The sequence below is a fragment of the Bacteroides sp. L008 genome, assembly GCF_040812255.1.
GTDB lineage: Bacteria > Bacteroidota > Bacteroidia > Bacteroidales > Bacteroidaceae > Bacteroides > Bacteroides vicugnae.
In genome coordinates this window covers 3853018-3878377 of the sequence record NZ_JBFNXO010000001.1, presented here as the reverse complement: position 1 = coordinate 3878377, position 25360 = coordinate 3853018, and the positions used below count along the sequence as shown (strand labels likewise).

The window sequence follows — 25360 nt, the reverse complement described above, 5'->3', positions numbered from 1 at the left end:
TGTTTATGTTTAACATAACCTCTGAATACAGCCGCTTTGCAATGTGAGGCGTACATATACAAAACGCTGCATATAACTACTGAGTCCCTATCCTTTGACGGATAAAAACATTGTCGTTATATGCAGCGGTGCAATCTCGTTGTTTTCTGTCGCTGACTGGTAACCGGGCTTATGCTAATCGGTCTCAACCCCTGAAGCAACTCTCGCGTATTGTTTGAAATAGAGTATTCTCCGACTAATACTCCCTCTACGCTTCGATTCATCGGAATGGGATTACCCTCTCACGATAGTTAGGCAAACTCACTTTTCTTTATCAAGAAAGAGCACCATAATGGTCATGGCTTGCCACAAATGCATTACGCAATACAAAATTACAATATTATTTCATAAGTAAGGAGGCGAATGGAATGTATTTGAGTTTATTTAACCGTCAAGTATAGTCAATTTAGCAACACATCTTAATGAGTATGTTATAGAATAGTATGGAGTTTCACAGAAGCCCTATGTATAAACACTACCAACTCAAACAGTTTGTTTACGCAAAGGCATTAAAAAAGGAGCTGCGAAATTCGTAACTCCTTGATTATTAATGTGGACCAGCCTGGGCTTGAACCAGGGACCTCCAGATTATGAGTCTGTTGCTCTAACCAACTGAGCTACAAGTCCAGTGTATCCTTTGTTGGATGCGGTGACAAAAGTAGTATTTTCCCTCGAATTATGCAAATCCTTTTGATAAAAAACTACGATACTTTATTTTTAGAACTTATATTTGCGCTTCGGGTTCTTGGGGAACCATCCTTTTTGTACCCGTTCTTCCTGTTCGAAAACCTCTTTAATCGTCCAGAAGGAAGAAAACGCAAACACGCCAAGCAAAGAAGATAAAATCACATTATCGATGCTTAATGAGGCGACCACACCGGCTATGCCGAGTATCAGGAATATCCACCAGCATTTTGTACCCCAATAGTATTCGGCCTTTACCACGACGGGGTGAAAAAGGCCGATAATCAAAAAGGTACATATTCCGATGAATAACCCTGCGAGGTGATATTCATTTAGAAACTCCATCACAATTATTTTTCAACGCGGATGGGGATTTCTTTCTTGATACTCTGTTCCAGAGAAATCAATGTCTCGGTAGCTACCACACCCGGTATTTCTTGCATTTTGTTATTCAGCAAATCCATCAGATGTTCGTTGTCGCATGCATAAAGCTTTGTCAGCATTGTGTACGGGCCTGTAGTGAAATGGCATTCCACAATTTCGGGAATCTTTTGTAGTTCCGCTACGACAGATTTGTACATGGAGCCTTTTTCCAGTTTGATACCCACGTAGGTACAAGTTCTGTATCCCAGCGATTTCGGGTTAACATGGTAACCAGAGCCTACAATGACACCTAGGTCAATCAGTCTTTGCACACGCTGATGAATAGCTGCGCGTGACACTCCACATTCGGCTGCTACGTCTTTAAAAGGGATGCGGGCATTCTGGGAGATAATCTCTAAGATCTGCCTGTCGAGGTTGTCTATTCTTTCCATAATAATAAATTGTAATTTCCTGTTGTTATCAAATAGTAAGCAAATATAGAGATTTATTTTAATTATTCTTCTTTTCCGAGAAAAAAAATAGGAAAAAGCAAAAAAAGAGGCGCAAATGTTTTGCGCCTTTTTCCTTTTTCTATTTAGAAAGAACTTCCTTATTTTTCGATGCTTACCAGTTCAACTTCGAAAATCAAAGTAGAGAACGGTTTAATCTGGTTGCCGGATTCTCTTGCACCGTAAGCAAGGTCTTGAGGGATGTAAAGTTCCCATTTAGAACCTACAGGCATCATAGTCAATGCTTCTGTCCAACCTTTGATTACTTGGTTAGCACGGAAAGTAGCCGGTTCGTTACGTTTGTAAGAGCTGTCGAATTCTGTTCCGTCGATCAAAGTACCTTTGTAGTTTACTTTCACTTTGCAAGTGTCAGCAGGAATTTCACCCTTACCTTCAGTGATTACTTTGTATTGCAGACCGCTCGGAGTTGTTTTTACACCATCTTTAGTCTTGTTCTCAGCAAGGAATTTTTCGTTTTCAGCTTTGTAGTCAGCATATTTTTCTGCCAAAGCTTTTGCTTTGATAGTTTCCATAGCTGTACGAGTGTATTCTTGAGCTGCTTCCATGGTCATTACGCCGCCTTTTTCCAAAGTACCTGCGATGAAACCTGCCAGGAAGTTTTCTTTGCTGATAGTTTTAGTAGAGTCAGTGCCAAATAATTCCTGGTTGATACCTTTCATCATCTGGTTGCTGATTTGCTGACCGATTTGCAGACCTGCCATGTAAGCGATGTCTTTTTTGCTAGTCTTGTTTGCGCCTTCGTTCAAACCTTTGATGAAATCTGCCATGTAGGTAGTATCAACGTCCAGACGACCTGTCAGATAGCCTTTCAGACCTTGAGTCTGAGCCATACCGATAGAATAAGACAGTGAGTCGATGTCTGATTTCAGATTTGCTTTAGGAGCTTGAGCTGTACAAGAAGCAAGGCTTGCAGCAGCGGCGATTGCCATAAAAATACTAACTTTTTTCATTTTGCTTTGAAATTTTTTATTTATAATACTTCGAGTAATTCTACTTCAAAAATGAGTGTGCTATGAGGAGGGATCATTTCCCCGGCACCTCTTGCGCCATAGCCGAGTTCTGACGGAATATACAGTTTCCATTTAGAACCTTCCGGCATCAGCTGCAACGCTTCCACCCATCCCGGGATTACTTGGTTGACACCGAATACAGCCGGTTCTCCGCGTTGGATAGAACTGTCGAACAGCGTACCGTCGATCAATGTTCCTTCATAGTGGCATCTTACCTGGTCGGTAGCTTTCGGCTTTTTGCCTGTACCTTCTTTGATAATTTCATATTGTAGTCCGCTGGGAAGAACAACTACCCCCGGTCCTTTTTTGTTTTCTTCGAGGAAAGCCTGTCCTTGCTCGATAGCAACGGCACCCATTTTAGCTTCCAGTTCTTCGAAATACTTGTTTACTATTTCGCGGGCTTCATTGTGGCTGATAGCCGTCTGATTGCCTTCCAATACGTCTTTGATTGCTTGTGCGAAATCATCTACCGCAAGGTTTCCGATTCCCATACTTGATAAGTTTTGACCAATTCCGAGGCCAATAGCGTAACTGAATTTATCCATATAATGTTTTTTGTTGGCGATTGAAATGCATCACCATCATGGTTTTAGCTTTCAATCAATTGCAAATTTATGAATCGCAAAAGTACGTGTTTTATTTGAATGATTTAGCATTTGCTATTTAAAAATTCTTATATCTGTGAAAGTTAATTGCTTTTCTTTTAAGAATTAGTCCTTTTATTCGTAGGATTTAATCGGCTTATTCTTATTATTTAGGTTGGTTTATGTAGATAATTAATCGTCTGACAACTGTTGAACTTGCGTCTGACAATTGTTGTTTTTTCGTCTGACAACTGTCAGACGAAAGAATAACAGTAGTCAGACGAATAGTTGTTGCCATAAATAATGCTAACTATCTGTATCTTTCATCTTAAAGTTCTGCATAAACCGGATTATATTAAGCGTAAGAAAGTGTTCTTTTATTCGATGATTCTGATTACATTTGTGTGGCTATTAAAAAAAGAAGGAGGAATAGTAATGAAGAATCTGGTAGTTTTGACGGGTGCGGGTATGAGTGCCGAGAGTGGGATTAGTACATTTCGCGATGCAGGCGGTTTGTGGGATAAATATCCTGTAGAGCAGGTGGCTACTCCTGAAGGTTATCAGCGTGACCCGGCTTTGGTGATTAATTTCTATAATGAACGTCGGAAACAGTTGTTGGAAGTAAAGCCGAACCGTGGACATGAATTGTTGGCAGAACTGGAGAAAAACTTCCATGTAACGGTGGTGACACAGAATATCGATAACTTGCACGAACGTGCCGGGAGCAGCCACATCATTCATCTGCATGGCGAACTGACGAAGGTGTGTTCCAGTAGAGATCCTCATAATCCCCATTACATAAAAGAACTGAAACCGGAAGAATATGAAGTGAAGATGGGAGACAAGGCCGGCGACGGCACTCAATTGCGACCTTTTATCGTATGGTTTGGAGAAGCTGTGCCGGAAATTGAAACAGCCATCCAATATGTGGAGAAAGCGGATATTTTCGTTATTATCGGTACGTCGCTTAATGTATATCCTGCAGCGGGGTTGCTTCATTATGTACCGAGAGGAGCAGAGGTGTATCTGATTGATCCGAAACCGGTAGATACGCATACTTCCCGTTCGATACATGTAATTCAGAAGGGAGCTTCTGAAGGAGTGGCTGAATTGAAACAATTGTTGGGAGTTTGAGAGGTTTTCTCTTCCCGGTTTTATTCCAGTTCGGTGGCAAAAATATGATTGTTCCGGAGTACTTCCGATATTTCGAGTGCAGAGATATCCCTGCACTCGATTCTTAATATTTTCTCCCAGTCCTCAAAGTCCACATTCCATTTGTCTATTTGGGGGAACTCTGCCAAAAGCTCTCCTATGCGCTTGATGTCACGCCTTTGGGTGATAGAAGTTCGAAAAATCAGAATCTTATTTTCTTTTTCCATATTCTTTAGAGTTTTATTTTAATGAACGGAACTCCCGGATCGTCATACTGAAATGTAACCTGAAATTGCGACTTAAAAGTGAAAGGCTGCTAAAGCCGCAAAGGCGGGCGATTTCGGTGGCGGAAAGTTCCTTGTTTCGTTTTAATAATAGGGCTGCTTTTTCAATCCGGGTGCGTTTGATATAATCCGTAGGCGTTTCGCCCGTCAGGATTGTAAATACGCGATGGAAGTGGAAAGGAGAAAAGCAGGCGATACCTGCCATTTTCTGTAATGATAACGGCTGGTCTATGTGATTGTGAATATAGTCGGTCACTTTATTGATCCGTAACTGATATTCCTGTTTATTGATATCTTTCGTCTCCATGTTTTCTGCAAAGTAAAGGATAATAAATGCCGGAGAGTTGTCCTATCTTGCTAACTTCTCCGGCAGATAATCAATCTCTTTTTTGTCCTATATAGAATACGTAGCCGTAGTATTCTTTATACTTATTATATAGGCTCTCTTCATACCGTTGCCCGGTGATGAGGTCTGCGGCTGCGTCATTTCCTGCATATTCCTTTAAGAAAGCTTCCTGAACCGGGAATTGGGGAGCATAGAAATGCTCGGTCCAGCAATTTTCCGGTAAAATGAAATGGGCTGTCGGGATATATCCTGCTTTTTCCATTTGCATTATCTTTCTTGGGATCGTATCGATTTCCGGGTAATTGGCCATCCAGAAGTCTTCTATTTCGGAGGGACGTTCCGGGGTGAACCACGAGGCTTCCGTTACAGCGATAAATCCGTTCTTTTTCAGGAATTTGTTCCATTCGTTTATGCCGCGTTCGAATCCTATATTATAGATAGCGCCTTCGGACCAGATCAGATCGAGCTCTTCCTCTTGAAACGGCAGAGCGTCCATGGAGCCGACGATACCCTTTACTCTGTCTTCACAATGGGCTTCTATTGCATTTTTGTTGAATAGCTCGATAAAGTCGGGGAAAAGGTCGATACCTGTAATTTGTCCTTTCGTATAGTTGGCTAATGCCATTGTCTGACCGCCCGTGCCACAGCCAATGTCGGCTATTCGTGCCTTGTCGGACAGTTCGTTGATGAAGCTTACGGCTTTTTGTGTGACTTCAGGACTTCCGGGACCTTGACGTTTTAATGCCTTGAAGTAATTACATATCAGTGTAAAATCGAATTCGTGGATTGATTTAAAATCGTTACTCATTGTTTTAATGTTTTAGTTGTATGGCGAATGGAGGCATATGATGATGCTTGCAACCATTTGACCATACAAATAGTTTGAAAATTTAGATATAGAAAATAACTCTGACAAGAGTATGTCAGAAAACATAAGGGATAATCTGTAATGAGAGGAGGTTTACAGATTATTTACAGAACGGAATCCTTATGGAATGAAAATGAGTTAAACATCCAATTTTTCTTTTAGTTTGTGGCAAAGATAGGGTTTTAGCTGTAAAACTCAATGATAACTTGATTGAAAAAAGACTGTATACCTGCATTTTAGCAAGAATAGTCAAATAGGAATATGTTTATATATCCGGTTGTATGGATGAGATTGATCGCCCAAATTGATTGAAACTACATTTTTTTGAGTTATTTTTGTCGAATATTGAATACAAATCTCTCATTTAATGTATGATACCGATGAAAAGCAAATTATTACTCACATGTACCATCCTGTTTTTCTGTTCCTCTTTTCTGTGCGGACAGAATCAATCTTCTAAAGTGGCAAACTCTGTTGAAACGAATAATGGATGCATCCGGCACCCGTGGCAAGGAAAAAGAGTGGGATATTTGGGAGACTCTATTACAGATCCCAACTGTTATGGCGACAAGATAAAGAAATACTGGGATTTTCTGCAGGAATGGCTGGGAATTACTCCTTATGTATATGGTATCAGTGGCAGGCAATGGAATGATGTGCCCCGGCAAGCCGAGCTGTTGAAGAAAGAACACGGTGGAGAAGTAGATGCTATCGTGATTTTGATGGGTACGAATGATTTTAATGACGGTGTACCTATTGGAGAATGGTTTACGGAAACAGAAGAACAAGTGATGGCAGCCCGTGGACAAACCCAAAAGCTGGAAACCCGTAAGAAACGCACTCCTATAATGGATGGAAGCACGTATAAGGGACGTATCAACATAGGAATCAATAGACTGAAACAACTCTTCCCGGACAAGCAGATTGTGTTGCTGACCCCGTTGCACCGCTCATTGGCCAATTTTGGAGAAACGAACGTGCAACCGGATGAAAACTACCAGAACAGTTGTGGCGAATATGTGGATGCCTACGTGCAGGCTGTTAAAGAAGCCGGCAATGTGTGGGGAGTCCCCGTGATTGATTTTAATGCGGTAACCGGATTGAATCCGATGGTGGAAGAACAACTGATTTATTTCTACGATGCGGGATATGACCGTTTGCATCCCAGCACGAAAGGACAGATACGCATGGCACGAACGCTGATGTATCAGTTGCTTGCGTTGCCTGCTACATTTTAAATAGGCCGGACAGAATTCTATGAAATTGTACGCTATTCTATAGTACATTTTCTGCAAACCTGTAATTTTGTCTTCTATAAATAATAGAACCTATGAGACATAAACTTCTGTTTTCTTTTTTCATCTTTTTGATCGTTGCTTTACCGATTCGTAGTAAGGATTTTGTTTTGACTTCCGGTCAAACAGTTGTCATCGCTTGCAGCCCTTCTGAAGAACTGGTTGTACGAACTGCATTGGAAATGCTGGGGCGTGATATTCAGACAGTATTGTCGTCGACTACCCAAACGAATGAGAAAACAGGTGAAATTGTGATAGGAACGGTGGGACAGAGTGAGCTTATCAGCCGGACCGGTGTAGATGTTTCTGCGTTAAAAGGCAAGAAGCAGGCTTTTCTATTATCTGTTTCTCCGGAGAGTAAATTGGTAGTAGCCGGCAGTGACAAACATGGAACGGCTTATGGAATACTCGAAATATCCCGCTTGCTGGGTGTCTCTCCCTGGGAATGGTGGGCGGACGTGACTCCGGAAAAGAAGAAACTTTTTAAATTACCTTCCAAATTCCAAAGCCTTCAGGCTCCTTCAGTGGAATATCGTGGTATCTTTATTAATGATGAAGATTGGGGCTTGATGCCGTGGAGTAACCGGACTTATGAACCTTCAAAAGTGAAAGGGGAAATCGGTCCGCGTACCAATGAGCGTATCTTCGAACTGCTGCTTCGTCTGCGTGCCAATACCTATTGGCCTGCAATGCACGAATGTACACTTCCTTTCTTCCTGACCGAAGGCAACCGGGAAGCTGCCAAGAAATATGGAATCTTTATCGGTGCTTCCCACTGCGAACCGATGGCTTGCAATGCTGCCGGTGAGTGGAAACGAAGAGGGGAAGGGGCTTATGATTATGTGAATAATGCTCCGGCTGTTTATAAATTCTGGGAAAACCGTGTAAAAGAAGTGGCAGATCAGGAAATACTCTATACGCTGGGAATGCGTGGCGTACATGATGGCAAGATGCAAGGAGCGAAGACGGTGGAAGAACAGAAGGCGGTAATAGACCGTGTGTTTGCAGATCAACGCGGGTTGATTGAAAAATACGTAGATAAAGATGTAACTAAAGTACCGCAGGTTTTTATCCCTTATAAAGAAGTACTCGACATTTATCATGCCGGATTACAGGTGCCTGATGATGTAACATTGATGTGGTGTGACGATAACTATGGCTATATCCGCCATTTTCCTACGGCCGAAGAATGTGCACGTAAAGGAGGGAATGGAGTCTATTATCATGTTTCTTATTGGGGACGTCCGCACGACCATCTCTGGTTGGGTACGATGAGCCCGTATCTAGTTTTTCAGCAAATGAAACTGGCTTACGATCAAGGCATACAGAAGATGTGGATACTGAACGTCGGAGATATCAAGCCTGCCGAGTATCAGATAGAGTTGTTTATGGATATGGCCTGGAATATAGGAGCTGTGGCCTCGGAAGGAGTGACCTCTCATCTGAAACACTGGCTGGAGCGGGAATTGGGAGTTTCGTGCGCAAAGGCGGTATTGCCTGTGATGCAGGAACACTATCGTCTGGCCCATATTCGTAAACCTGAATTTATGGGAAATACGAGGGAAGAGGAGAAAGATCCTGTTTATCGTGTTGTCAAAGATCTCCCATGGAGTGAAAAAGAAATCAACGGACGTTTGCAGGCTTATGATAAATTGTCGGAGGCAGTGGAACGGGTAGCTTCGAAAATCCCATCCGGCAGACAAAGTGCTTATTTTGAATTGGTGAAATACCCGGTGCAAGCTGCTACACAGATGAACCGGAAATTGCTATATGCCCAATTAGCCCGCCACGGAAAAGCGGATTGGGAGAAAAGTGATCTTGCCTATGACAGCATTGTGGTATTGACAAAACAGTATAACTCACTGGAAGATGGAAAGTGGAATCGCATGATGGATTTCCAACCCCGAAAACTTCCTGTATTCAATCGCGTGGAAAGAAAAACGGCTACTTCTCCGATGATGAAAGAGCGTGTAGCCATCTATAAATGGAACGGCTTGGATGGGAAGAATATCTCGAATGGAAGGAATACCTTGAATGCGCGGAAAGGAACTTCTGCTATTTGTGAGGGTCTGGGATATGAAAGCAAAGCGACAGGCATTGACAAGGGAGATGCACTGATGTTCTTTTTTGACAACTGGAAAACAGACTCGGTAGAGGTTGACATCCGCTTATTGCCTAATCATCCAGTGAGGGGAGATCAACTACGTTTTTCAATATCGTTGGACGATGCAGCGCCTGAAGTGATCTCTTATGAAACGAAAGGACGGAGTGAAGAATGGAAAGAGAACGTGCTGCGCAATCAAGCTATCCGAACGGTTCGACTCCCGATATCCGGAAAGAAGTCCCACAAATTGGTAATCAAGGCATTGGACGAAGGGGTGATATTAGACCAGGTGATGCTTTATATGCCGGATAAACCCTAATCAGTTTGTATGATAGATTAGAAGATGAATGCTGTAAAAGAGAATATACGATGGTATTCATGATAAAAAAACAGCCCTGCTGCCAGTTAAAGGTAACAGGGCTTTCTCAATCATGCAATTATTTGTAGGGTATTGGGGATTGTGTCATGATTGAGTACCTTATGAATGTGCGAAAAGTTCGTCTATCTTTTTCTTGAGTTCTTCTCCGCGTAAATCTTTTGCTATAATTTTTCCCTCCTGGTCTATGATATATAATTTAGGGATGGCATATACCTGATAAAGTTGTGCAATCGGGCACTTTTTCATGCCCTTGAGGGATGATACATGAGCCCATGGAATCTGTACTTTATCAATGGATTTTATCCATGCTGTTTTTGAATTATCCATGGAGATACCCACTACCTTTAGTCCTTTATCCTTGTATTTTGCATAGATTTCTTTTACAGTAGGCATTTCTGCTATACAAGGAGCGCACCAGGAAGCCCAGAAATCGAGAATAACAATGTGCCCCTGCAAGCTTTTGAGCGAAAGTTCTTCTCCGCTGACAGTCGGTAATGTGAATTCGGGCGCTTTTGTTCCCGGAGCTAAAGCTTTCATCTTGGCGATACTTTCTTTTAGTTCGATTCCTTTCGGAGAGTTTCTGGCCTTTTCTCCCATACGGTTGTAGAATGCCTCCGTCTCTTCTATAGGAATACCTTTCAGTAGATTCATGGTAATGAAGTAGGGGGCAGCGAGGCAGTTTCCGTATTGGTTTAGAAAATCATTCTTCTCTTTATCACGTGTGTCAATACATTCCTGCAGTTTTATTCTTTGGGCTTGTTCATTCTCGGAGTCACCGTTTGCTTTCGCACGTTCGGCCTCTCCCTCCAGACCGCCCATCGATATCTTTCGGATAAAGTCATTCCCCCAAAAAGATAGAATATTAGCGACAGCAGCATGCTCTATAGTGTCACCTACTATTGTGAAAGCTGCATCGGGATGTTTGTAGTAATATTTAATGTCCTTGATATTGACCGTTGCCGGGCGACCGTCTCCCATGAGAGTACGGAATCCTTTATCTCCTTCAATGGTAATCGAGAGAGGTTGCATTTCATTTAGATTTCCCGCTAGCCGATATGTTCCGTTCGAAGCTACAATGGCGGAATCGATACAGGTGCTTTCCGGTGTTCCGGATGGAAAAGCATTCAAGTATACCTTTTTGCCTTCAGCTCCTGTCCATGTTCCGGAGATTTGGTAGGGAACCTGTGCAAATATGGTGCTTATCCCCGATATATAGAGGAAGAAAGCTGTTATTAATGAAGATTTTATCATATAGTCTTATTGGATTATTTAGTCGTTAAAGTAATCTGACGGATACGGGTCGTCCGGACACGCTTCATTCTGCATTGCTATGGGGTCCATCATAAGTCCGTTTTTGATGAAATTCGCCACGAGTAAAGCACGCTGCTTGAGGATTTCAAAATCTGCTCTCGCAAATATTTTATCCATTTTTGATTTGGGAGTGGTAAGGATGAACGAAATATATTGTCCCAGATCGTTGGCTATGTTGTTATAAGGGGGAATAATCAGATCATTGTCCAGGTATATTTCTCCATCTACATAGGTATTTGCATATAAAGAATATTCTATGTTCGAGAATTCTCCTTGCGGGTCATCTTCTATATCCAGCATATAAGACCATGGTTGCTGTAAACTTCCGAATTGCTTGATGGTATAATTCTCCTTAAATGGTTGGTATATGGAGTTCAGGACAAATCCAAGCACATTGGTTTGTAATGTATTCCAATCTCCCTCTGTCCATGTATCCATTTCTTTTCCCAAATGGGCTATGGCAACTCCATGAGTCTCTACCTGCATTACATCTTGCAACCGGCTTTTATCATAAGTCACCGTGTTGCAGATAGAGTCAACGAAGAATATGCGGAAAGGCAGATATTTCTCAATGAATGTATCCGGATATTTTTGAAATGCCTTATCTTTCAGGAAAAGGGTAACGTCACTAATATAGTGCTTGTATTCTGCTTTTACGGGAGCATACCAGTAATTTCTTGAACTCGACCATCCGAAAGCCAGATCCGATCTGTTAAAATCATATAATATTCTACTCCCATATTTTTCATAGAAAGCATTGATATTCGCATCTTCCGGTGCATCAGACGGATCATAAATTGTTTTTCCCAATTCATCTATGGGCGATAAAGAGTCTTCGGAACAAGCAAATAGCGTCATTAGTGAGATGACGGTGCTGCAAAGTAAGGTGTTGTATATGAATCTCCTAATCATAATCCTTATTTATTTTAGTCGTTATTATTCAAGGCTTCCAGATGAAGAAGCTCCAATGGTTTCGCGGAAATTATTAATAATAGCTGTATTATACGAGGTCTCATCTTTCGGAATTGACAATACATAGTTCGGGCTATTATTCTTTAGTTTGTATACTTCATAATTCTTCTTGGTACTGAAAAGCCAATGTTCCTGTGCCGGCATTCCTTGACGGCGCATATCCCAGAAACGCATAATCTCTTCAAAGCATAGTTCTCTTCGGCGTTCCTGCCAGATGAACTTAATCAGATCTTCTTTGCCGGAAAAATCGGCTGCAGTTTTCTCTGCATTCGGGCTGCCGGACTTATATTTCTTTACCCGCAGTTGGTTCAGAATCCTGATAGCATCTTCACTGACTCCGTTTGCTTTCTGTGCATAGGCTTCTGCCAGATTCAGATACAGTTCGGGAGTTCTCCATGCCTGGCTGGTATAGTTATTACCCGAACGGGCATCGTATTTCAGAGTGAAATATTGACCAACGTAATATGACGGTTTTTTGGCCGTACCATATTTGTAGTATCTTCTTATGAAGTATGCCAACTTACGCAAGTCATCTTCATCATACAGGTTTATTAGTGCATTGTCTCCTGTCCATGATGTATGGAACCCGAATTCATAGTACCTTAGATTAGTGTCAGTGGAAGATAGATAATCCAGTATCTTATTATCATTCCGACCGAAAGCGAATATGACTTCATTCAGGTTGGTATTATTGGCACAATAAGAAGGACCTTCGAGTCCAATATCCTTAACTCCTGTACTATTAAATCCAAGGAGTGCCTCTTTTTCGTCATTAAGATTGTAAATCGACTCATTCAGATTCAGGAACTTTTGGGCAGCCTTGATAACTCCATCCCAATCATTCTGAAACAATGCAATGCGTGCTGCCAGGAAATAGACAGCTTCGGGAGTGATCTCCATTTTGGAAGCTTGGGTATCGGCACCTTCCAGATGTTCCTGCGCTTTCTTGATGTCATCGTTGATTAGAGCATATACCTGCCCTATGGTAGCGCGTTCATGAGAAGTCACTTCGATTTCTGAAGATGTCTTGAGCACTACACCCGGTTGATTCAGGTTCTCCGTAGCATAAGGTAAAGCGTAAGTGTTGACTAGACAGAAATAATGGTAGGCTCTAAGAGTATATGCTTGAACGGCAAGTTTGTGATAGAGTCCCGTTTGCGTTTTTTCAGCATAAGTCATAGTAGGCAGGGCTTCTATGATAGTATTACATGCCAGGATATTGCTGTATCTTCCGCTCCAGAATAAGTCGGAAAGATTCTCCTGATAATCCTTTTGCCAAATGAATGCATTCTGACCATAGCCGGCTTTGGGGTCGATGCCCTCTTCCCAGTTGGTCACTTTGCTGTCTCCTACCATTTCCGTATCATAATCCAAAGGCCCCATTTCCACATCATCCGTCATTAGGTTGACGAAGGAGATTTGGGAATTGAATTTATCGGGATAACCCTCTCCAAGCAGGATGGGAGCATAATCGTCTACTGATTTAGGGATCAACAGGTCCGAGGAGTCCTCTTTCAACAGATTATCACAGGAGAAAAAAGATATTGCGATAATGCATGGTAAAGTGTATTTCGATATTTTAAGCATTGTTCTTTGTTTTAGTAGTTAGAATGAGATATTTACTCCTAAGCTGTAAGTGGGAAGCTGGGGAATTCCGGTTCCATTAGTTTCCGGGTCCAGACCATTCCACTTCTTATCTGCAATGGTAAAGAGATTGGTTACCTGCATTCTCAACATCAGGCTGCTGATATTAAGATGGCTGATAAGATGCTTTGGAAAAGTATAGCTTAAAGCAACCATTTTAAGTTTCAGGAAGTCGGCTTTAGCCACACGGATATCACTGTAATTATACATTTGATAGGCCGGGATAGCTACCCCTTTTGTCGAGTCGAATGTATCGTATACCTTACCTTGTTCGGTGGAAAAATAATTATCCTGGGCATTACTGTTGAATGCAGTCGGAAAGACGGTCTGGTCGCCCGCCTGTTTCCATGATGCCAGCCAGTCGGTGCTTAGGTTGGATAGCGGATCAATATAATAATTATTTCCGGTGAAATAATCAGGAATACGTGCCACACTTCCTATACTATAAGTAAAATTCATCGAAAGCGAGAAGTTCTTATAGTTGACTTGTGTATCAAATCCTCCTGTTAATTTAGGGAAGATAGAGCCGCAACGCACTAATGACATATCACTCTTATTCCCTTTGATGGAAACTTTTCCATCCTTGGTATAGAACATCGGATAACCGATATCTTGATTCAAACCTGCAAATTCGTAGGCATATAGTGAGCCGATAGGTGCTCCCTCGACTGCTAACGTACCTGCCAGCATCTTATTCACTACTTCTACGTCGCTCATATTTTCGGGATTGGCGTAGGTGATCTCATTGACATTGCGACTGAAGTTGACTCCCAACCGCCATTCCCAATCTTTGGTTTTCAGCAGTCCGGCATTGATAAAGCCCTCGAAACCTTTGTTGGTCATTTTACCCGCATTGTAATATAAGAGACTTCTTCCGTTGGAAGAGGCAACAGCTTTGCTCATGATAAGGTCGGATGTCTTTTTGCCGTATATATCGAGCCCTCCGCGGATTCGTCCCTTGAGGAGAGCGAAGTCGACAGCGACGTTCCATGAGTGTGTTTTCTCCCACCGCAAATCAGGGTTGGGCAATTTACTGATTTTGGATATGGGAAGTCCCAGGATATTATCTCTGTCACCTGTGGTTACAATCAGATAGGGAGTAGAGTCTTCATGGATATTTCCCTGAATACCGTATGAGGCTCGTAAAGACAACACGTTCAATAATGAGATATCTTCCATGAAAGCTTCGTTCATCAGGTTCCATTTTACGGCGAACGAGTAGGTAGGCAACCAGCGGTATTTCGGGTTACTTCCGAATTTATTGGAGCCATCCGAGCGGAAATTGGCGTTCAAGATATAACGTTCATCGTAAGAATAGGAGCCCACCCCATAAAAAGAGGCCACCTGTGTAAAAGAGTTTGTGTTGGACGGATCAGTTGCGTTCTTTTCGGCATAATCTGCAATGTATTTGTCTGTCATTACCGGGTTGAACTGCTCCCCGAAGTCCGGAATCCATCCATATCCTGTGGAAGAGAATCCTTTATAAGCAACTCTTCGTGTCTCGATACCTCCCATCAGAGTCACGTGATGAGCATTTTGGAGAAGTTGGTTATAGGTAATCTGGTTTCGGATGGTATAACCTGTCTTCCGGATATTGCTTTGTGCCAGCCTGCCACCGTAGGGGAGTGCGGAGGTCCAATAAGCGTCATCGTATGCAGTATACCTGCCATAGTCATATTCCCTGATTTTTCCTATTTCGTAAGATTCTGCGGTAGCCCAGTCCCGGGTATACGTATTTCCATTCTGCCAGGAGAAAGTACCCTCATAGGTCAGCCCGCGGATCAGTTTGACATTCAACTGTAACAGAGCGTTGAAGTCATCCATCTTGGATGATTTACCGGTGTTTTCCAACTCTTTGAGTATGTTGTAACCCACAGATTCCGTTCCAAGTGCTCCCGATTTCTCATAAGTCATGTAATAAGAATCATCTGTATTGTAGGCAGGGATGGTACGTGATTTGGTATAAGCGTAATCGAACGGATTCACTCCTGTGGCATAACCGCTGTTGGAAGTCGTGGTGAAATCAATTTTAGTCATAAAACTGATATGTTTGTTGATTTCTGCCGAGAACTTAGCCAATGTCGTGAATTTCCGCGAGTCGGACTGCTTGGATGAACCCTGAATGTCCTGATAGCTTGCGGACACATAATAAGTGACTTGATCTGTTCCGCCCGATACATTGACATTATGAGTTTGGGTAATACTGTTGCGGAACAGATGGTCGAACCAATCGGTATTCCTTACCTGCATGTCGGATACTTGCGTTTTGAATTCATCCAATGTGATATCTTTATTCATAAGTGCTTCATAAGAAGCCTCATACGTAGGGCCATAAGGCACGCGGCCGAAAGTATAGCCCGCATCTACCAGTTGTTTGGAGAATGCTACACGCTCTTGTGAATTCATCAGATGGTAGTTGGAGTAGGACGGGCGGGTGTTGACCGTCATATTGCCGTTGTAGGTAATGATTGGTCTGCCTGCTTTTCCTTTTTTGGTCGTAACTACGATTACTCCATTGGCTGCTTTCACACCATAGATTGCGGTTGCGGATGCATCTTTCAATACAGTAATGCTTTCAATATCCTGTGGGTTTACTCCGGAGATGGCGTTACCGATTAGATACTCTGCATCCTCACTGTTGATGTCGGAAGCAGTGAAAGGAACATCCTGCTCCAGAATCACTCCATCCACTACCCATACCGGTGATTTATTACCATTGATTGTTGCATTACCACGAATACGAATCCTGGGTGTGGCGCTCGGCTCCCCCGAAGTATTCATCACTGCCATGCCCGGTATGGTTCCCTGAAGCATCTGGTCGATTGAACCGACTCCCTGTACCATGATGTCTGCCGCTTTTATCGATGAAACAGCACTTGCAGACTCCCGGCGATTCATCACCTGATATCCTGTAATGACCACCTCATTCAAGGTGGCATCACTTTCTTTCAGCATGATGGGAGATACTTTCTTGTTAGCAATTCCTTTTTCAACGGTAACTTTCACTTGCTTCATTTCCATTCCCAGATAAGAAATCCGGATGGTGTAGCTTGCATCATTTTCTATTAAAAAGCTATATGCCCCGTTTATGTCGGTAGTTGTCACCCACTTTGTTCCCTCAATGATGACGTGTGCTCCGGGAAGCGGCTGCTTGTTTTCGTCAATAACAACACCGTCCAATTGGCACAATCTGGCTTTTGCCGCGGCTTCCGGACTTCCGGGTTTTAAGGCAATCGTGATAAATTTGCCGTTTATCTTATACACCAGAGGTTTCTTACCGATCACTTCGTCCAGCGTTTCCGTAACCGTTTTATTCTTGATAATCCCTGTGACACCATAAACAAAAATGTCTTCATAGTTAAAGATAAACTTGTATCCACTTGCTGCTTCAATTTTTTTGAAAGCATCGGCCAGCCGTTCATTCTTGAACTCAAGTGAGATTCTCTTTTCACTTTGTTGCCCCTGCATAGTGGCGCTGAATGTTATTAAGGTTATAAATAACCATAACATTTTCGCCGCAAAGTGATTCCTTTTGTTCCTTTTGAAAGAATTAGTCCAAATTTTCACCATGATTGTGCGTTTAGTGTTTGATAAACTTTGTTCTTTTATTCCGATAAAACTCTCTCGAAAGCTTTTTTAAGGCTTCTATGTTTTTATTACGTTTCAAGAATCGGAATGGGTGACAGAAAAGATACTTTTTTTGAGAAAATATGTGCAATAGGTTTTAATATCTCTTTTTTGAATGGTTTTGTTGTGCCTGAAAGAATCACTATTCTAACAAAATGTAAAGTGTTAATGGATAAAAAACTGCCATATGACTCCGTTGATGGTAGCTATATGGCAGTTTTTTAGTGCGGGATAATTGAAAAATTATTTTGTGAAAAGTTCGTCCATTTTTTCAGCAAGTTTTTCTCCGCGCAAGTCTTGTGCTATGATTTTTCCTTGTGCGTCAATGATGTACATACGCGGAATTCCTGTCACCTTGAACCGTTGTGCTACGGGACATTTCCATCCTTTTAGCGAAGAGACATGTTGCCAGGTCAGCCCTTTTCTTTCGATGGCACCTTTCCAGGCCGCTTCTTTCTCGTCCAGTGATACGCCGAGTATTTCCAGACCTTTGCCGTGATATTTCTCGTAGATTGCTTTCAGATTGGGCACTTCTGCCAGGCAGGGGCCACACCAGGAAGCCCAAAAGTCGAGCAACACAATATGTCCGCGGAGATCGTACAAGGAAAGCTTTTTTCCGTCGGGGGTAGTCAATTCAAAGTTGGGGGCCATACCGCCTATATTCACCTGTTGCATATCTTCCATTTTCTGCTTTAGGGCTACTCCGGGAGCTGATTTCTTTACCCGGTCTGTTAGGTTATCATAGAAAGCCTGTACCTCATCCAGCGTCTGGTTAGTCATCAGATAACGCTCAAAGAAATAGGTTGAGGTGATATCATTGCGTGTTGAGTCCATATAGTTTTGCACTGATCTTGTAATCAGGCTGTCTATCATGGCTACTTTGTATTTGGCAGAGTCGATAGCGGTAGTGTCTTTCGAGTCCAACGCCCGCGACAGGGTTATCATTTTTCCCAGCTGGAAGAAAGAAGCGGTGGTAGAAAGAGTTTCACCCGATTTCAGAACTTCCTGTTCGCGATCCCCTTTGACTGCTATCTGACAGGTATTTCGTGTTCTTCCTTTCTTATCGGTGACTGTTTTTTCTTGGATGGTGACTTGAAGCGGGGTGGTGTTGACAAAGATTTCGGCTTTGTTTCTGGGACTGCAACTGATGGCCATACGTTGTTCTTCTTTTACCTGTCCTTTCAGTGAAAAAGAGAAATCTTGGGCAACCTTTACCGAATCAACGGTTTGCAGGCTGTCGGCTGTAATATATTTCTGTAGATAAACCGTTTTTCCAGCTCCGTTGTTCCAGGTTCCTTTGATCTGATAGGGCACTTGTGCCACAGTCATTGAAACGGCTGGCAGGAGAATACAAAGTCCATAAAATCTTTTCATTTTCATCATTCTCGTTTTTATAGTTTACTTATGGTAATCCGGCTACCCTCGAGAGTAGCCTTTACTTTTCCTACCTGATTGAGAAGTTGAAGAACCTGTTCCGGTTGGTTGGTGCGTTCCGCCCAGAAGTTGAAATGATAGCGCATGGAAGCTTCGTCCGTGAAAACAATAGTTAGGTTGTACCACCGTCCGATAGCTTTCATTATTTCTGCCAGTTCTGCTTCCCTGAAACAGAATAAATCATCTTTCCAGACTACGTATTCATTGATGTCCACTTTGCGCGGGATTAGCAACAAATCGTTTTCATCCAGAGGTACATCTTCGCCGGGAGTGAGCTGTAACTCATTTTCTTTCTGGGTGTCGGATACGATGACACTGCCTGATACGAGTGTCACGTGCCGGTTTTCATGCGGATAGGCCCGGAAGTTGAATTCCGTTCCCAATACCCGAGTTTCCGCAGTTCCGCTTTTCACAATGAAAGGGCGGCTGGCATCTTTGGCTACATGGAAAAAGGCTTCACCCTCCAGTGTCACTTTTCGTTCCTTACCGGTGAAACGGTTCGGGTAGTGGAGCTTACTTTCCGCATTCAGCCAGACTTCGGTTCCGTCTTCCAGTACGAGTTTGAAATTCTTTCCCCGTGGCGTGCTTAATGTATGCGTAACCACTTCTTCCTGCACTTCTGTGTCGTTCTGGTAAATAAGGGACTCGGCTTCCAGCAGAGCCCCTGTCTCTGCTAATAATTGTTTGTTTGCCCGATCGGTTATCGATACAATATGTCCGTCACCGGTCTGTAGTTCTATATCTTGTACTCCATCAGAAGCAGGAAAAACAATGGCTGTTTCTGCATACGGATTTTCTTCTTCTGTAGTGGAAAAGATGGAATAACCTATTACAAGCAAGGCGATGGCTGCCGCACTTGCCACCCATACATAATATTTCCGGATGGATGAGACTTTGGGATGCGGGTCTATCCGTTTCCAGGCTTTCTCTATGTCCGGTGCCATTTGCGGGTTCAGGTTCATCAAGGCTTCCCGGTTATCCATCATTTCCTGGAACAGGGCGTGATGGGCTTCCTCTTCGAGCCAAGCAATGAATTCTACCGACTGGCGGAATTTCCAATCGTCCAATGCCCGTAAGGCATATTCATAATCTTGCTCCAGTATGGGTTGCTCTTCAGTTTTCATATTCTATATATTATTACGTTATACCATCAGAAAAGGGTGACAAGAGAAACTTTTTTTTGTTCCTCCATGCTGTTTTTATTCCCCAGTCTTACTCCTGATAAAGGATAAAGCTCTGGATATGTGCGTTTTTACGGTGTTGATCGTAATATCCATTTCTTCTGCTACTTCTTTATATTTTTTTCCGTGGAGAAAACAGGCTTCGAAAACTTTACGGGTTTGCGGGGGAAGCTGGTTGATGGCGGACATCACCCTGGAGATGCGCTCCTGATGATCTTCGTCATCATTGTTTTCTTCCCAATGCTCGGCAGTTTGAGAAATATTAGATGCGTATCTGCTTTTTACATCACAGTGGCGCAGATAGTCGATACAGCTGTTGCGGACGAGTGAATATAATAAAGGTAGTGGTGAAACATCTCCCACTACCGTGTCGTAGTTTTCCCATAAATAACTGAAAGTGTCTTCAACGATATCGTCGGCACATTCCTGATCGTTGACGAGATTAAGGGCGTAGAAATATAACCGTGAATAGTTTGCCCGGAACAAAGCTTCAAAGTCTTTATACTTCTTCTCTTTTGAATAAGTCATATCAGTGTCGGGTTGCTAACCGCAGAACGAACCATGCATGATGCGCCACGGTTCCAATCAGCCCGTAGTGCTTTGCCATGATCCTAAATCTTTCTTTGAGGGATGCTTTCTGATTCCGGGTAGTCATTCCCTCCTCCAGATAGTCGATGATTGTCAGGTGAGTATTGTGCAAAATACGTGCTTTCTTCATGATGCGGATGCACCAGTCGAAATCTGCAGAAAAGCGATATTGCAGATTGTATGGCTCTACGAGCGTGTGGCGGGGGAAGAATGCCTGATGGCAGACTAACATTCCCTGTTTGAAACTTTTCCAGGTGAGCGTTTCAGGGGCGGACAATCTGCGCATCCGCAGGAAATGCCTGTCCTTGTCTACGATAGCGGTTTCCCCGTAAAGTATATCAGGTAGTTCGTTGCCGTTAATGGTGTGCACCATTTGTTGCAGAGTGTCGTCTTCATGAAAACAGTCGCCTGCATTCAGGAAACAGAGATAATCACCGCTGGCAAGGGCGATTCCTTTGTTCATGGCGTCATACAGTCCTTTGTCGGGTTCACTGACGACGGTGTGTATGTGTGAGCGGTACCGGTTGATAATAGAGAGGGTTCCATCCTTGGAAGCTCCATCCACGATAATATATTCTATATGATGATAGGTTTGTGCGATAACACTTTGAATTGTGTCTTCCAATACCTTTTCAGCATTGTACGTTACCGTAATGATAGAGAACTTAGGAGTAGGATGGACACTATGCATATTTCCCCGTTATTTTATTGTAGACATCTGTGTATTTTTTGGCAACGATGCTCTCCGAATAATTACCCAGCACCTTGCGCCAGGCCTGTGCGGAGAGTTCGTTATATCCCGGTTCCGTCAATATCCAATGTATGCCGTTGGCAAAATCTTCCGAAGATTTGTATTGTGCCACATAGCCGTTGTGCAGATGATCGATCATTTCGGGGATACCTCCCACATTAAAACCGACACAGGGAACTCCGCAGGCCATTGCTTCCATAATCATATTGGGAAGATTCTCTTCCAAAGACGGGATGGCGAAAAGGTCTACGGCATTGTAGATATTCACCACTTCATGCTCATTCTTGATATAAGGGAGCGGGTATACATGGAAAGGAAGTTGTTCTTGTAACTGCTGCGATTGGTTGCCGAATACGACTACACCCAATGAGTCTTTCCATTCCGGATGTTTTTCTGCCAACAGTTTGCAGGCTTCGATTAAATAGTCGACTCCTTTGCGTTTGTCGGTGATCTTTAGCGAACCAAATAGAACCAGTTTCTTACCTTCCGGCAGCATGAACTTGGCACGCGCTTCCTTCTTGTTCATAGGTTTAAACAGGTTGGTGTTGATGGCGTTCGGTATATTGGTGACGCTTTTTCCTTCGAACAATGCACTGGTCTGTGCTTGTTCCTTCAGCCAATGGCTGCACGTGACGAAATGAATGGGAGCGTAGCTGTATAACTTCTGTTTTTTGTGGAACGTGCGATAGGATAAATCTTTTCGTCCCCCGCCTTTGTAGATGTACGGACAGTCATGACATTCCTGCTGATAGTTGTTGCACTCCCGCGCGTAATGGCAGATGCCGGTGCATGGCCACATATCATGCATGGTCCAGACTACGGGTTTGCCGGAGGTCAGTATCTTTTGTATATCGTTCAGTGAGAGCATTCCCTGGTTGATCCAATGCAGATGGATCACGTCGGCCTGGCGGAATTCCGGGAGTGAGGTGATGTCTGTACCTGTGTTGGCGATGTCTACGTCGAACAAATGGTAGCGCCGGAAACGGTTGGCGCTCCAGATCACGATACGTTCCCACATGAACTTCCACACTTGCAGCCAGTTGCTTTTCAAACGGACGACGCTGATCTGGTCGGTCTGCTTGTCGCGCACCAGCATTTTGGCTTTGATACCGTTGTTTTTCAGTGATTCCAACAATCGGCTTGCTGCGATGGCTGCTCCTCCTATTCGTTCAGATGTATTTATAATCAGGACTCTCATGGGCAAAAGTTTATGCAAATGTACGGTTTTTAGAGGAAATGTTTGATATTTCCAGCAAGCTTTCTGCTATTTCGCGTGAAAAGATTTCGAGGTTGAAACGTTCTTCCGCCAGTTTGCGGGCATTCTCTCCCATGCGCCGTGCCTCTTCGGGGTGGTCGGCGATGTAGCGGATAGCGTCTATCCAGCCTTGTACGTCGTTATATTCTACGGTGATGCCTATTCCTTCCTTGTCGATGTCTATTTCGAAGTTGGGGTTGCGCGAACAGATGACGGGGATGCCGAGGGCGAATGCTTCCACGAGCGTGGTCAGTCCTACGGTATAGGGGAAGTCCAGACAGCAGATTACGATGCAACTTTTGCGTGCCACCAGTTTCCCCAGTTCATAGGGAATCACTCCGTCGGTATAATGGATGTGAATGGAGTCGGGCAATGCATACGGGTCGATGATCTTTTTATAGTTGATGTTACCGCATGAGACGGCAATGTACAAATCCAGTTTCTCGTTCGTTGCGGCAAATGCTTGGAGCAAGGTATCTACGTCCCGGTTTTCTTTGCCGGTGGAGATAAATCCTTCGGGCTTCCGGTCGGGCATTTCTGCAAGCAGGTGGTCGTAGAAAGGAAGATCCGGTCCCCAATGGATGAGTTTCAGTTTGTGGGACGGTGCTTTCCGGGTTTTCTGCGAGTCCTGAATCAGTTTCCGGCTGAATAGGAACATTTGGTCTATGCCTTTGTAGAAAAGGCGGGAGATTTGTTCGCGCCACGGTTTGGGATTGGTCACGACTGCCGTATGATGCCAGATCACGATAGGTTTGCGATACAGTCCCAGGGCACGGAGGAAGATGACGGGTTCTATGCCCCGGAAAGAGGTGGCGTAGAGGACGTCGTATTTCTCCGTGCAGAAGAGAATTTCTTTGGTGGCGTAAAGCATGAGTTTCAGACGACCGGAGAAATATTTGCATTTGTGCATCACGGAGTGTATTCCGTAATTCTCCAGTAAAGGAAGTCCGTATAGGATATGTCCGGGGAATTTATATTCTTTCCATTCCTCGTAGCTTTCCCGCGTGAGGCGGGTATGGTAAAAATAAATAGTAAGCAACTTATTTAGTGGTGCTTGTTTCTTTTCAGCCATTTGTTGATTCGGTTTTTGACAGCTTTCGTAATGAGGGAGAAATTACCGTATTTCAGGTTGAGGAACAGTTCTTCGAACGAACGTCCGATCTTGATCCACGGATGATCCCAGCCCATGATGCGGTAAACGCTCTCTTTGTAGGCAACGTTTTCGATGACGTAGCGGGGATGTTTCAGTGGAAAGTCCATCTCATAGCGCTTCATCGTGAAGATGCGGCGGTAACCTTTGGGCAGGGTATGAATCGAGCCGGCGAAGTGGGTGGAATCTGCCGTTGCTCCGAGGTTGTTGATCATGTTGCGGGTAGGCACGATGCTTAGTCCGGAGTTGAACAGTATGGAGGCGTGGAAGATTGTTTCATAAAAGGCTTTCTGCTGTTCCCGGTGACGCTGGCACATGTAGATAAAGTCGCTCCGGAATTTGCGTTCCTTGATAAGCTGTTCCAGTTGTTGCATGTTGAAGGAATCGTCCAGGAAGCTGTAGAACTCATCCCATTGGTCGACTACCCGTTTCCAGCTTGCCCATCCCCAGATAGAGAAGGTGGTGGTAAAGAAATAGTCGTAGGGCATGTCTTGGGTGATTTCTTCGGGGTTAAATCCGGCAATCATGCTGATGCGGGTGTCATGTTCGTATTTATCCAGCATCTCCTTGCAGAATTGGAAAAAGGAGACGGCGGGCACATCGTCGTCTTCCAATACGATGCACTTGTCGACTTTCGAAAAGGCCCATTTCTGCGAAATGTATTCCGAAGGGTCGCAGCCGAAATTCTTTTCCTGATAAAGCCGTTCTACTTCACATTCCCAGTCTATCTGTGATACGATTTCACGGCAGGCTTCTATTCCGGGCAGGTCACGTTCGTTTCGTGCTCCGTCCTGATAGAGGAAGAGTCGGGACGGACGCGCTTTCTTCACTTGCTCGAACACTTGCGATAGTTGTTGCGGGCGGTTGAAGAACAGGATAAGTACCGGGACGTCTACTAAAGCGGATTTCATATTCATAGTTCTTGTTTTGAGGTTGTACTGAACGACAGGGCGGCAGGATAGTGGTTGTTCACTTTTTCCTGCTCTTCTTCTGTAAATCGATGCAGGGTTGGATAGTTGTAACGCAAAAATCCTTCCAGGTCGTCGGGGGCGGTCACTGTGAGAGGGCCGAATTTCACCGGTTGCAGGTGGCGGATGCTTTCTACGGTTACGTGGTCGGCAGTGGCCATTACGTTGTTGTAGTAACGGGTGTTTCGTGAGTTGAAACAGCTTTGAACTGACACCAGCATGCGGTAGATTGCTTTTTTAGAGAAAAGCAGGTCGACTACCCTGTTCAGGAAACAGGAGAAGGCTCCCCGGTTCGTGGGGTTCTCTATTTCACATGTACCGAAGTGTTTCCACATCCATATCTCTTTTCCCATCAGGCAGCATTTGAGGAAGCCGAGTGCTTCGGATTGTATTCTTCGCAGCAGCTTGTTGTCGGGAATTTTGTCGAATGGGAATATATCGACAAAAATACCCGGATGCATCGGGACATTCTTGAACATTTCTTCTACAAAAAGGGTGTCGTTTTTCTTGACTTTGGCAAAATAATACGGGGTATGAGGGTCTGTTTCTATCCATGAAAGGAAGTAGGAAGGACCTAGTTCTCCGGGAGCCACTTTCAGAAATTTGTTGTAGTTCTCCCGCGTCATGCCTATGTCAATATCATCATCCCAGGGGAGGATCGCCTGGTCGTAGAGTGCACCGATGGCCGTGCCGCCAATCACAAAATAGGGAATGTTGTGTTTCTGACACACCCGGATGGTTTCTCCCAATATGTCGTAGAGTTCGGCATGTAATAAATCAAGCTCTTCGGCTGTATATTTCTTGTTCATCGGAAATGGTTAATGCACGTTGTGCTACAAAA

Annotated in this window: 22 protein-coding genes and 1 tRNA gene; 3 read left to right on the top strand and 20 right to left on the bottom strand. The window is 43.7% G+C overall.

The genetic code is table 11. The annotated features are described in order from the left end of the window. Window positions 1-592 precede the first annotated feature (592 nt). The 5 genes from AB3G73_RS15430 to AB3G73_RS15410 form a co-directional block, all read right to left on the bottom strand. Window positions 593-666 (bottom strand) — tRNA-Ile (locus AB3G73_RS15430). Window positions 667-756: 90 nt separating this feature from the next. After that, on the bottom strand, window positions 757-1068 hold the full coding sequence (locus AB3G73_RS15425; protein ID WP_148365852.1) for a DUF4491 family protein: 312 nt from the start codon (window positions 1066-1068) through the stop codon (window positions 757-759). A 5-nt stretch (window positions 1069-1073) separates the two neighbouring features. Then, complete coding sequence (locus AB3G73_RS15420; RefSeq protein WP_004302580.1) at window positions 1074-1538, bottom strand: Lrp/AsnC family transcriptional regulator; 465 nt, start codon at window positions 1536-1538, stop codon at window positions 1074-1076. A 158-nt stretch (window positions 1539-1696) separates the two neighbouring features. Further along, window positions 1697-2566, bottom strand: coding sequence for an FKBP-type peptidyl-prolyl cis-trans isomerase (locus tag AB3G73_RS15415; protein ID WP_009001118.1), 870 nt, complete (start codon window positions 2564-2566; stop codon window positions 1697-1699). A 20-nt stretch (window positions 2567-2586) separates the two neighbouring features. Continuing rightward, window positions 2587-3171 (bottom strand): FKBP-type peptidyl-prolyl cis-trans isomerase, encoded by a 585-nt coding sequence (locus tag AB3G73_RS15410; RefSeq protein ID WP_008775241.1) that lies wholly within the window; start codon window positions 3169-3171, stop codon window positions 2587-2589. Between the two features lie 474 nt (window positions 3172-3645). Here AB3G73_RS15410 and AB3G73_RS15405 point away from each other — a divergent pair, with 474 nt between their 5' ends. Further along, a complete protein-coding gene (locus AB3G73_RS15405; RefSeq protein ID WP_148365696.1) occupies window positions 3646-4344 on the top strand; it encodes an NAD-dependent deacylase in 699 nt (232 codons plus the stop codon). A gap of 20 nt (window positions 4345-4364) precedes the next feature. On the opposite strand, the gene AB3G73_RS15400 is transcribed toward AB3G73_RS15405, so the two are convergent. The 3 genes from AB3G73_RS15400 to AB3G73_RS15390 form a co-directional block, all read right to left on the bottom strand. Then, the gene (locus AB3G73_RS15400) at window positions 4365-4589 is read right to left on the bottom strand and encodes a hypothetical protein (protein ID WP_004311131.1); all 225 of its coding nucleotides are present in this window, start codon (window positions 4587-4589) and stop codon (window positions 4365-4367) included. A gap of 13 nt (window positions 4590-4602) precedes the next feature. Beyond that, a complete protein-coding gene (locus tag AB3G73_RS15395) occupies window positions 4603-4953 on the bottom strand; it encodes a helix-turn-helix domain-containing protein (protein WP_004302575.1) in 351 nt (116 codons plus the stop codon). Between the two features lie 70 nt (window positions 4954-5023). Next, window positions 5024-5800 (bottom strand): class I SAM-dependent methyltransferase, encoded by a 777-nt coding sequence (locus tag AB3G73_RS15390; RefSeq protein WP_367745197.1) that lies wholly within the window; start codon window positions 5798-5800, stop codon window positions 5024-5026. 440 nt (window positions 5801-6240) lie between these two features. Here AB3G73_RS15390 and AB3G73_RS15385 point away from each other — a divergent pair, with 440 nt between their 5' ends. Beyond that, window positions 6241-7098: an SGNH/GDSL hydrolase family protein gene (locus AB3G73_RS15385; protein WP_074638582.1), complete on the top strand. Its 858-nt coding sequence runs from the start codon at window positions 6241-6243 to the stop codon at window positions 7096-7098. A 92-nt stretch (window positions 7099-7190) separates the two neighbouring features. Then, entirely contained in the window at window positions 7191-9578 is a 2388-nt protein-coding gene (locus tag AB3G73_RS15380; protein ID WP_367745196.1) for a glycosyl hydrolase 115 family protein, read from the top strand. 159 nt (window positions 9579-9737) lie between these two features. Here AB3G73_RS15380 and AB3G73_RS15375 read toward each other — a convergent pair whose 3' ends face one another. From AB3G73_RS15375 to AB3G73_RS15320, 12 genes are all read right to left on the bottom strand, one after another. Beyond that, a complete protein-coding gene (locus tag AB3G73_RS15375) occupies window positions 9738-10889 on the bottom strand; it encodes a TlpA disulfide reductase family protein (RefSeq protein WP_259021707.1) in 1152 nt (383 codons plus the stop codon). 18 nt (window positions 10890-10907) lie between these two features. Continuing rightward, window positions 10908-11861: a hypothetical protein gene (locus tag AB3G73_RS15370; RefSeq protein WP_367745195.1), complete on the bottom strand. Its 954-nt coding sequence runs from the start codon at window positions 11859-11861 to the stop codon at window positions 10908-10910. A 24-nt stretch (window positions 11862-11885) separates the two neighbouring features. Beyond that, window positions 11886-13508 (bottom strand): RagB/SusD family nutrient uptake outer membrane protein, encoded by a 1623-nt coding sequence (locus tag AB3G73_RS15365; RefSeq protein ID WP_258978695.1) that lies wholly within the window; start codon window positions 13506-13508, stop codon window positions 11886-11888. 18 nt (window positions 13509-13526) lie between these two features. After that, window positions 13527-17075: a SusC/RagA family TonB-linked outer membrane protein gene (locus AB3G73_RS15360; protein WP_367745194.1), complete on the bottom strand. Its 3549-nt coding sequence runs from the start codon at window positions 17073-17075 to the stop codon at window positions 13527-13529. 360 nt (window positions 17076-17435) lie between these two features. Next, a complete protein-coding gene (locus AB3G73_RS15355) occupies window positions 17436-18566 on the bottom strand; it encodes a TlpA disulfide reductase family protein (RefSeq protein ID WP_234133725.1) in 1131 nt (376 codons plus the stop codon). A 17-nt stretch (window positions 18567-18583) separates the two neighbouring features. Then, window positions 18584-19750 (bottom strand): FecR family protein, encoded by a 1167-nt coding sequence (locus tag AB3G73_RS15350; protein WP_234133726.1) that lies wholly within the window; start codon window positions 19748-19750, stop codon window positions 18584-18586. 75 nt (window positions 19751-19825) lie between these two features. After that, window positions 19826-20335 carry an RNA polymerase sigma-70 factor gene (locus tag AB3G73_RS15345; RefSeq protein WP_234133727.1) on the bottom strand — a complete coding sequence of 170 codons (510 nt, stop codon included), beginning with the start codon at window positions 20333-20335 and terminating at the stop codon, window positions 19826-19828. A 1-nt stretch (window position 20336) separates the two neighbouring features. Next, complete coding sequence (locus tag AB3G73_RS15340) at window positions 20337-21086, bottom strand: glycosyltransferase family 2 protein (RefSeq protein WP_367745193.1); 750 nt, start codon at window positions 21084-21086, stop codon at window positions 20337-20339. Then, complete coding sequence (locus AB3G73_RS15335) at window positions 21079-22344, bottom strand: glycosyltransferase family 4 protein (RefSeq protein ID WP_367745192.1); 1266 nt, start codon at window positions 22342-22344, stop codon at window positions 21079-21081. Before AB3G73_RS15335 ends, AB3G73_RS15340 begins: the two co-directional genes overlap by 8 nt. Before the next feature lie 10 nt (window positions 22345-22354). Beyond that, window positions 22355-23473: a glycosyltransferase family 4 protein gene (locus AB3G73_RS15330; protein WP_258978691.1), complete on the bottom strand. Its 1119-nt coding sequence runs from the start codon at window positions 23471-23473 to the stop codon at window positions 22355-22357. Continuing rightward, window positions 23446-24468 (bottom strand): hemolysin activation protein, encoded by a 1023-nt coding sequence (locus AB3G73_RS15325; protein ID WP_367745191.1) that lies wholly within the window; start codon window positions 24466-24468, stop codon window positions 23446-23448. The genes AB3G73_RS15330 and AB3G73_RS15325 overlap by 28 nt, the downstream gene beginning before the upstream one ends. Further along, complete coding sequence (locus AB3G73_RS15320) at window positions 24465-25328, bottom strand: phosphorylcholine transferase LicD (RefSeq protein WP_148365682.1); 864 nt, start codon at window positions 25326-25328, stop codon at window positions 24465-24467. Before AB3G73_RS15320 ends, AB3G73_RS15325 begins: the two co-directional genes overlap by 4 nt. Between the last annotated feature and the right edge of the window lie 32 nt (window positions 25329-25360).

What these genes read in the sequence shown, in the direction of transcription:
- AB3G73_RS15320 (WP_148365682.1), bottom strand. Translation starts at nt 25,328, where the DNA reads ATGAACAAGAAATATACAGCCGAAGAGCTTGATTTATTACATGCCGAA.
- AB3G73_RS15350 (WP_234133726.1), bottom strand. Translation starts at nt 19,750, where the DNA reads ATGAAAACTGAAGAGCAACCCATACTGGAGCAAGATTATGAATATGCC.
- AB3G73_RS15370 (WP_367745195.1), bottom strand. Translation starts at nt 11,861, where the DNA reads ATGATTAGGAGATTCATATACAACACCTTACTTTGCAGCACCGTCATC.
- AB3G73_RS15340 (WP_367745193.1), bottom strand. Translation starts at nt 21,086, where the DNA reads ATGCATAGTGTCCATCCTACTCCTAAGTTCTCTATCATTACGGTAACG.
- AB3G73_RS15375 (WP_259021707.1), bottom strand. Translation starts at nt 10,889, where the DNA reads ATGATAAAATCTTCATTAATAACAGCTTTCTTCCTCTATATATCGGGG.
- AB3G73_RS15345 (WP_234133727.1), bottom strand. Translation starts at nt 20,335, where the DNA reads ATGACTTATTCAAAAGAGAAGAAGTATAAAGACTTTGAAGCTTTGTTC.
- AB3G73_RS15420 (WP_004302580.1), bottom strand. Translation starts at nt 1,538, where the DNA reads ATGGAAAGAATAGACAACCTCGACAGGCAGATCTTAGAGATTATCTCC.
- AB3G73_RS15360 (WP_367745194.1), bottom strand. Translation starts at nt 17,075, where the DNA reads ATGTTATGGTTATTTATAACCTTAATAACATTCAGCGCCACTATGCAG.
- AB3G73_RS15380 (WP_367745196.1), top strand. Translation starts at nt 7,191, where the DNA reads ATGAGACATAAACTTCTGTTTTCTTTTTTCATCTTTTTGATCGTTGCT.
- AB3G73_RS15385 (WP_074638582.1), top strand. Translation starts at nt 6,241, where the DNA reads ATGAAAAGCAAATTATTACTCACATGTACCATCCTGTTTTTCTGTTCC.
- AB3G73_RS15335 (WP_367745192.1), bottom strand. Translation starts at nt 22,344, where the DNA reads ATGAGAGTCCTGATTATAAATACATCTGAACGAATAGGAGGAGCAGCC.
- AB3G73_RS15415 (WP_009001118.1), bottom strand. Translation starts at nt 2,566, where the DNA reads ATGAAAAAAGTTAGTATTTTTATGGCAATCGCCGCTGCTGCAAGCCTT.
- AB3G73_RS15395 (WP_004302575.1), bottom strand. Translation starts at nt 4,953, where the DNA reads ATGGAGACGAAAGATATCAATAAACAGGAATATCAGTTACGGATCAAT.
- AB3G73_RS15410 (WP_008775241.1), bottom strand. Translation starts at nt 3,171, where the DNA reads ATGGATAAATTCAGTTACGCTATTGGCCTCGGAATTGGTCAAAACTTA.
- AB3G73_RS15390 (WP_367745197.1), bottom strand. Translation starts at nt 5,800, where the DNA reads ATGAGTAACGATTTTAAATCAATCCACGAATTCGATTTTACACTGATA.
- AB3G73_RS15325 (WP_367745191.1), bottom strand. Translation starts at nt 24,468, where the DNA reads ATGAATATGAAATCCGCTTTAGTAGACGTCCCGGTACTTATCCTGTTC.
- AB3G73_RS15425 (WP_148365852.1), bottom strand. Translation starts at nt 1,068, where the DNA reads ATGGAGTTTCTAAATGAATATCACCTCGCAGGGTTATTCATCGGAATA.
- AB3G73_RS15365 (WP_258978695.1), bottom strand. Translation starts at nt 13,508, where the DNA reads ATGCTTAAAATATCGAAATACACTTTACCATGCATTATCGCAATATCT.
- AB3G73_RS15330 (WP_258978691.1), bottom strand. Translation starts at nt 23,473, where the DNA reads ATGGCTGAAAAGAAACAAGCACCACTAAATAAGTTGCTTACTATTTAT.
- AB3G73_RS15400 (WP_004311131.1), bottom strand. Translation starts at nt 4,589, where the DNA reads ATGGAAAAAGAAAATAAGATTCTGATTTTTCGAACTTCTATCACCCAA.
- AB3G73_RS15405 (WP_148365696.1), top strand. Translation starts at nt 3,646, where the DNA reads ATGAAGAATCTGGTAGTTTTGACGGGTGCGGGTATGAGTGCCGAGAGT.
- AB3G73_RS15355 (WP_234133725.1), bottom strand. Translation starts at nt 18,566, where the DNA reads ATGAAAAGATTTTATGGACTTTGTATTCTCCTGCCAGCCGTTTCAATG.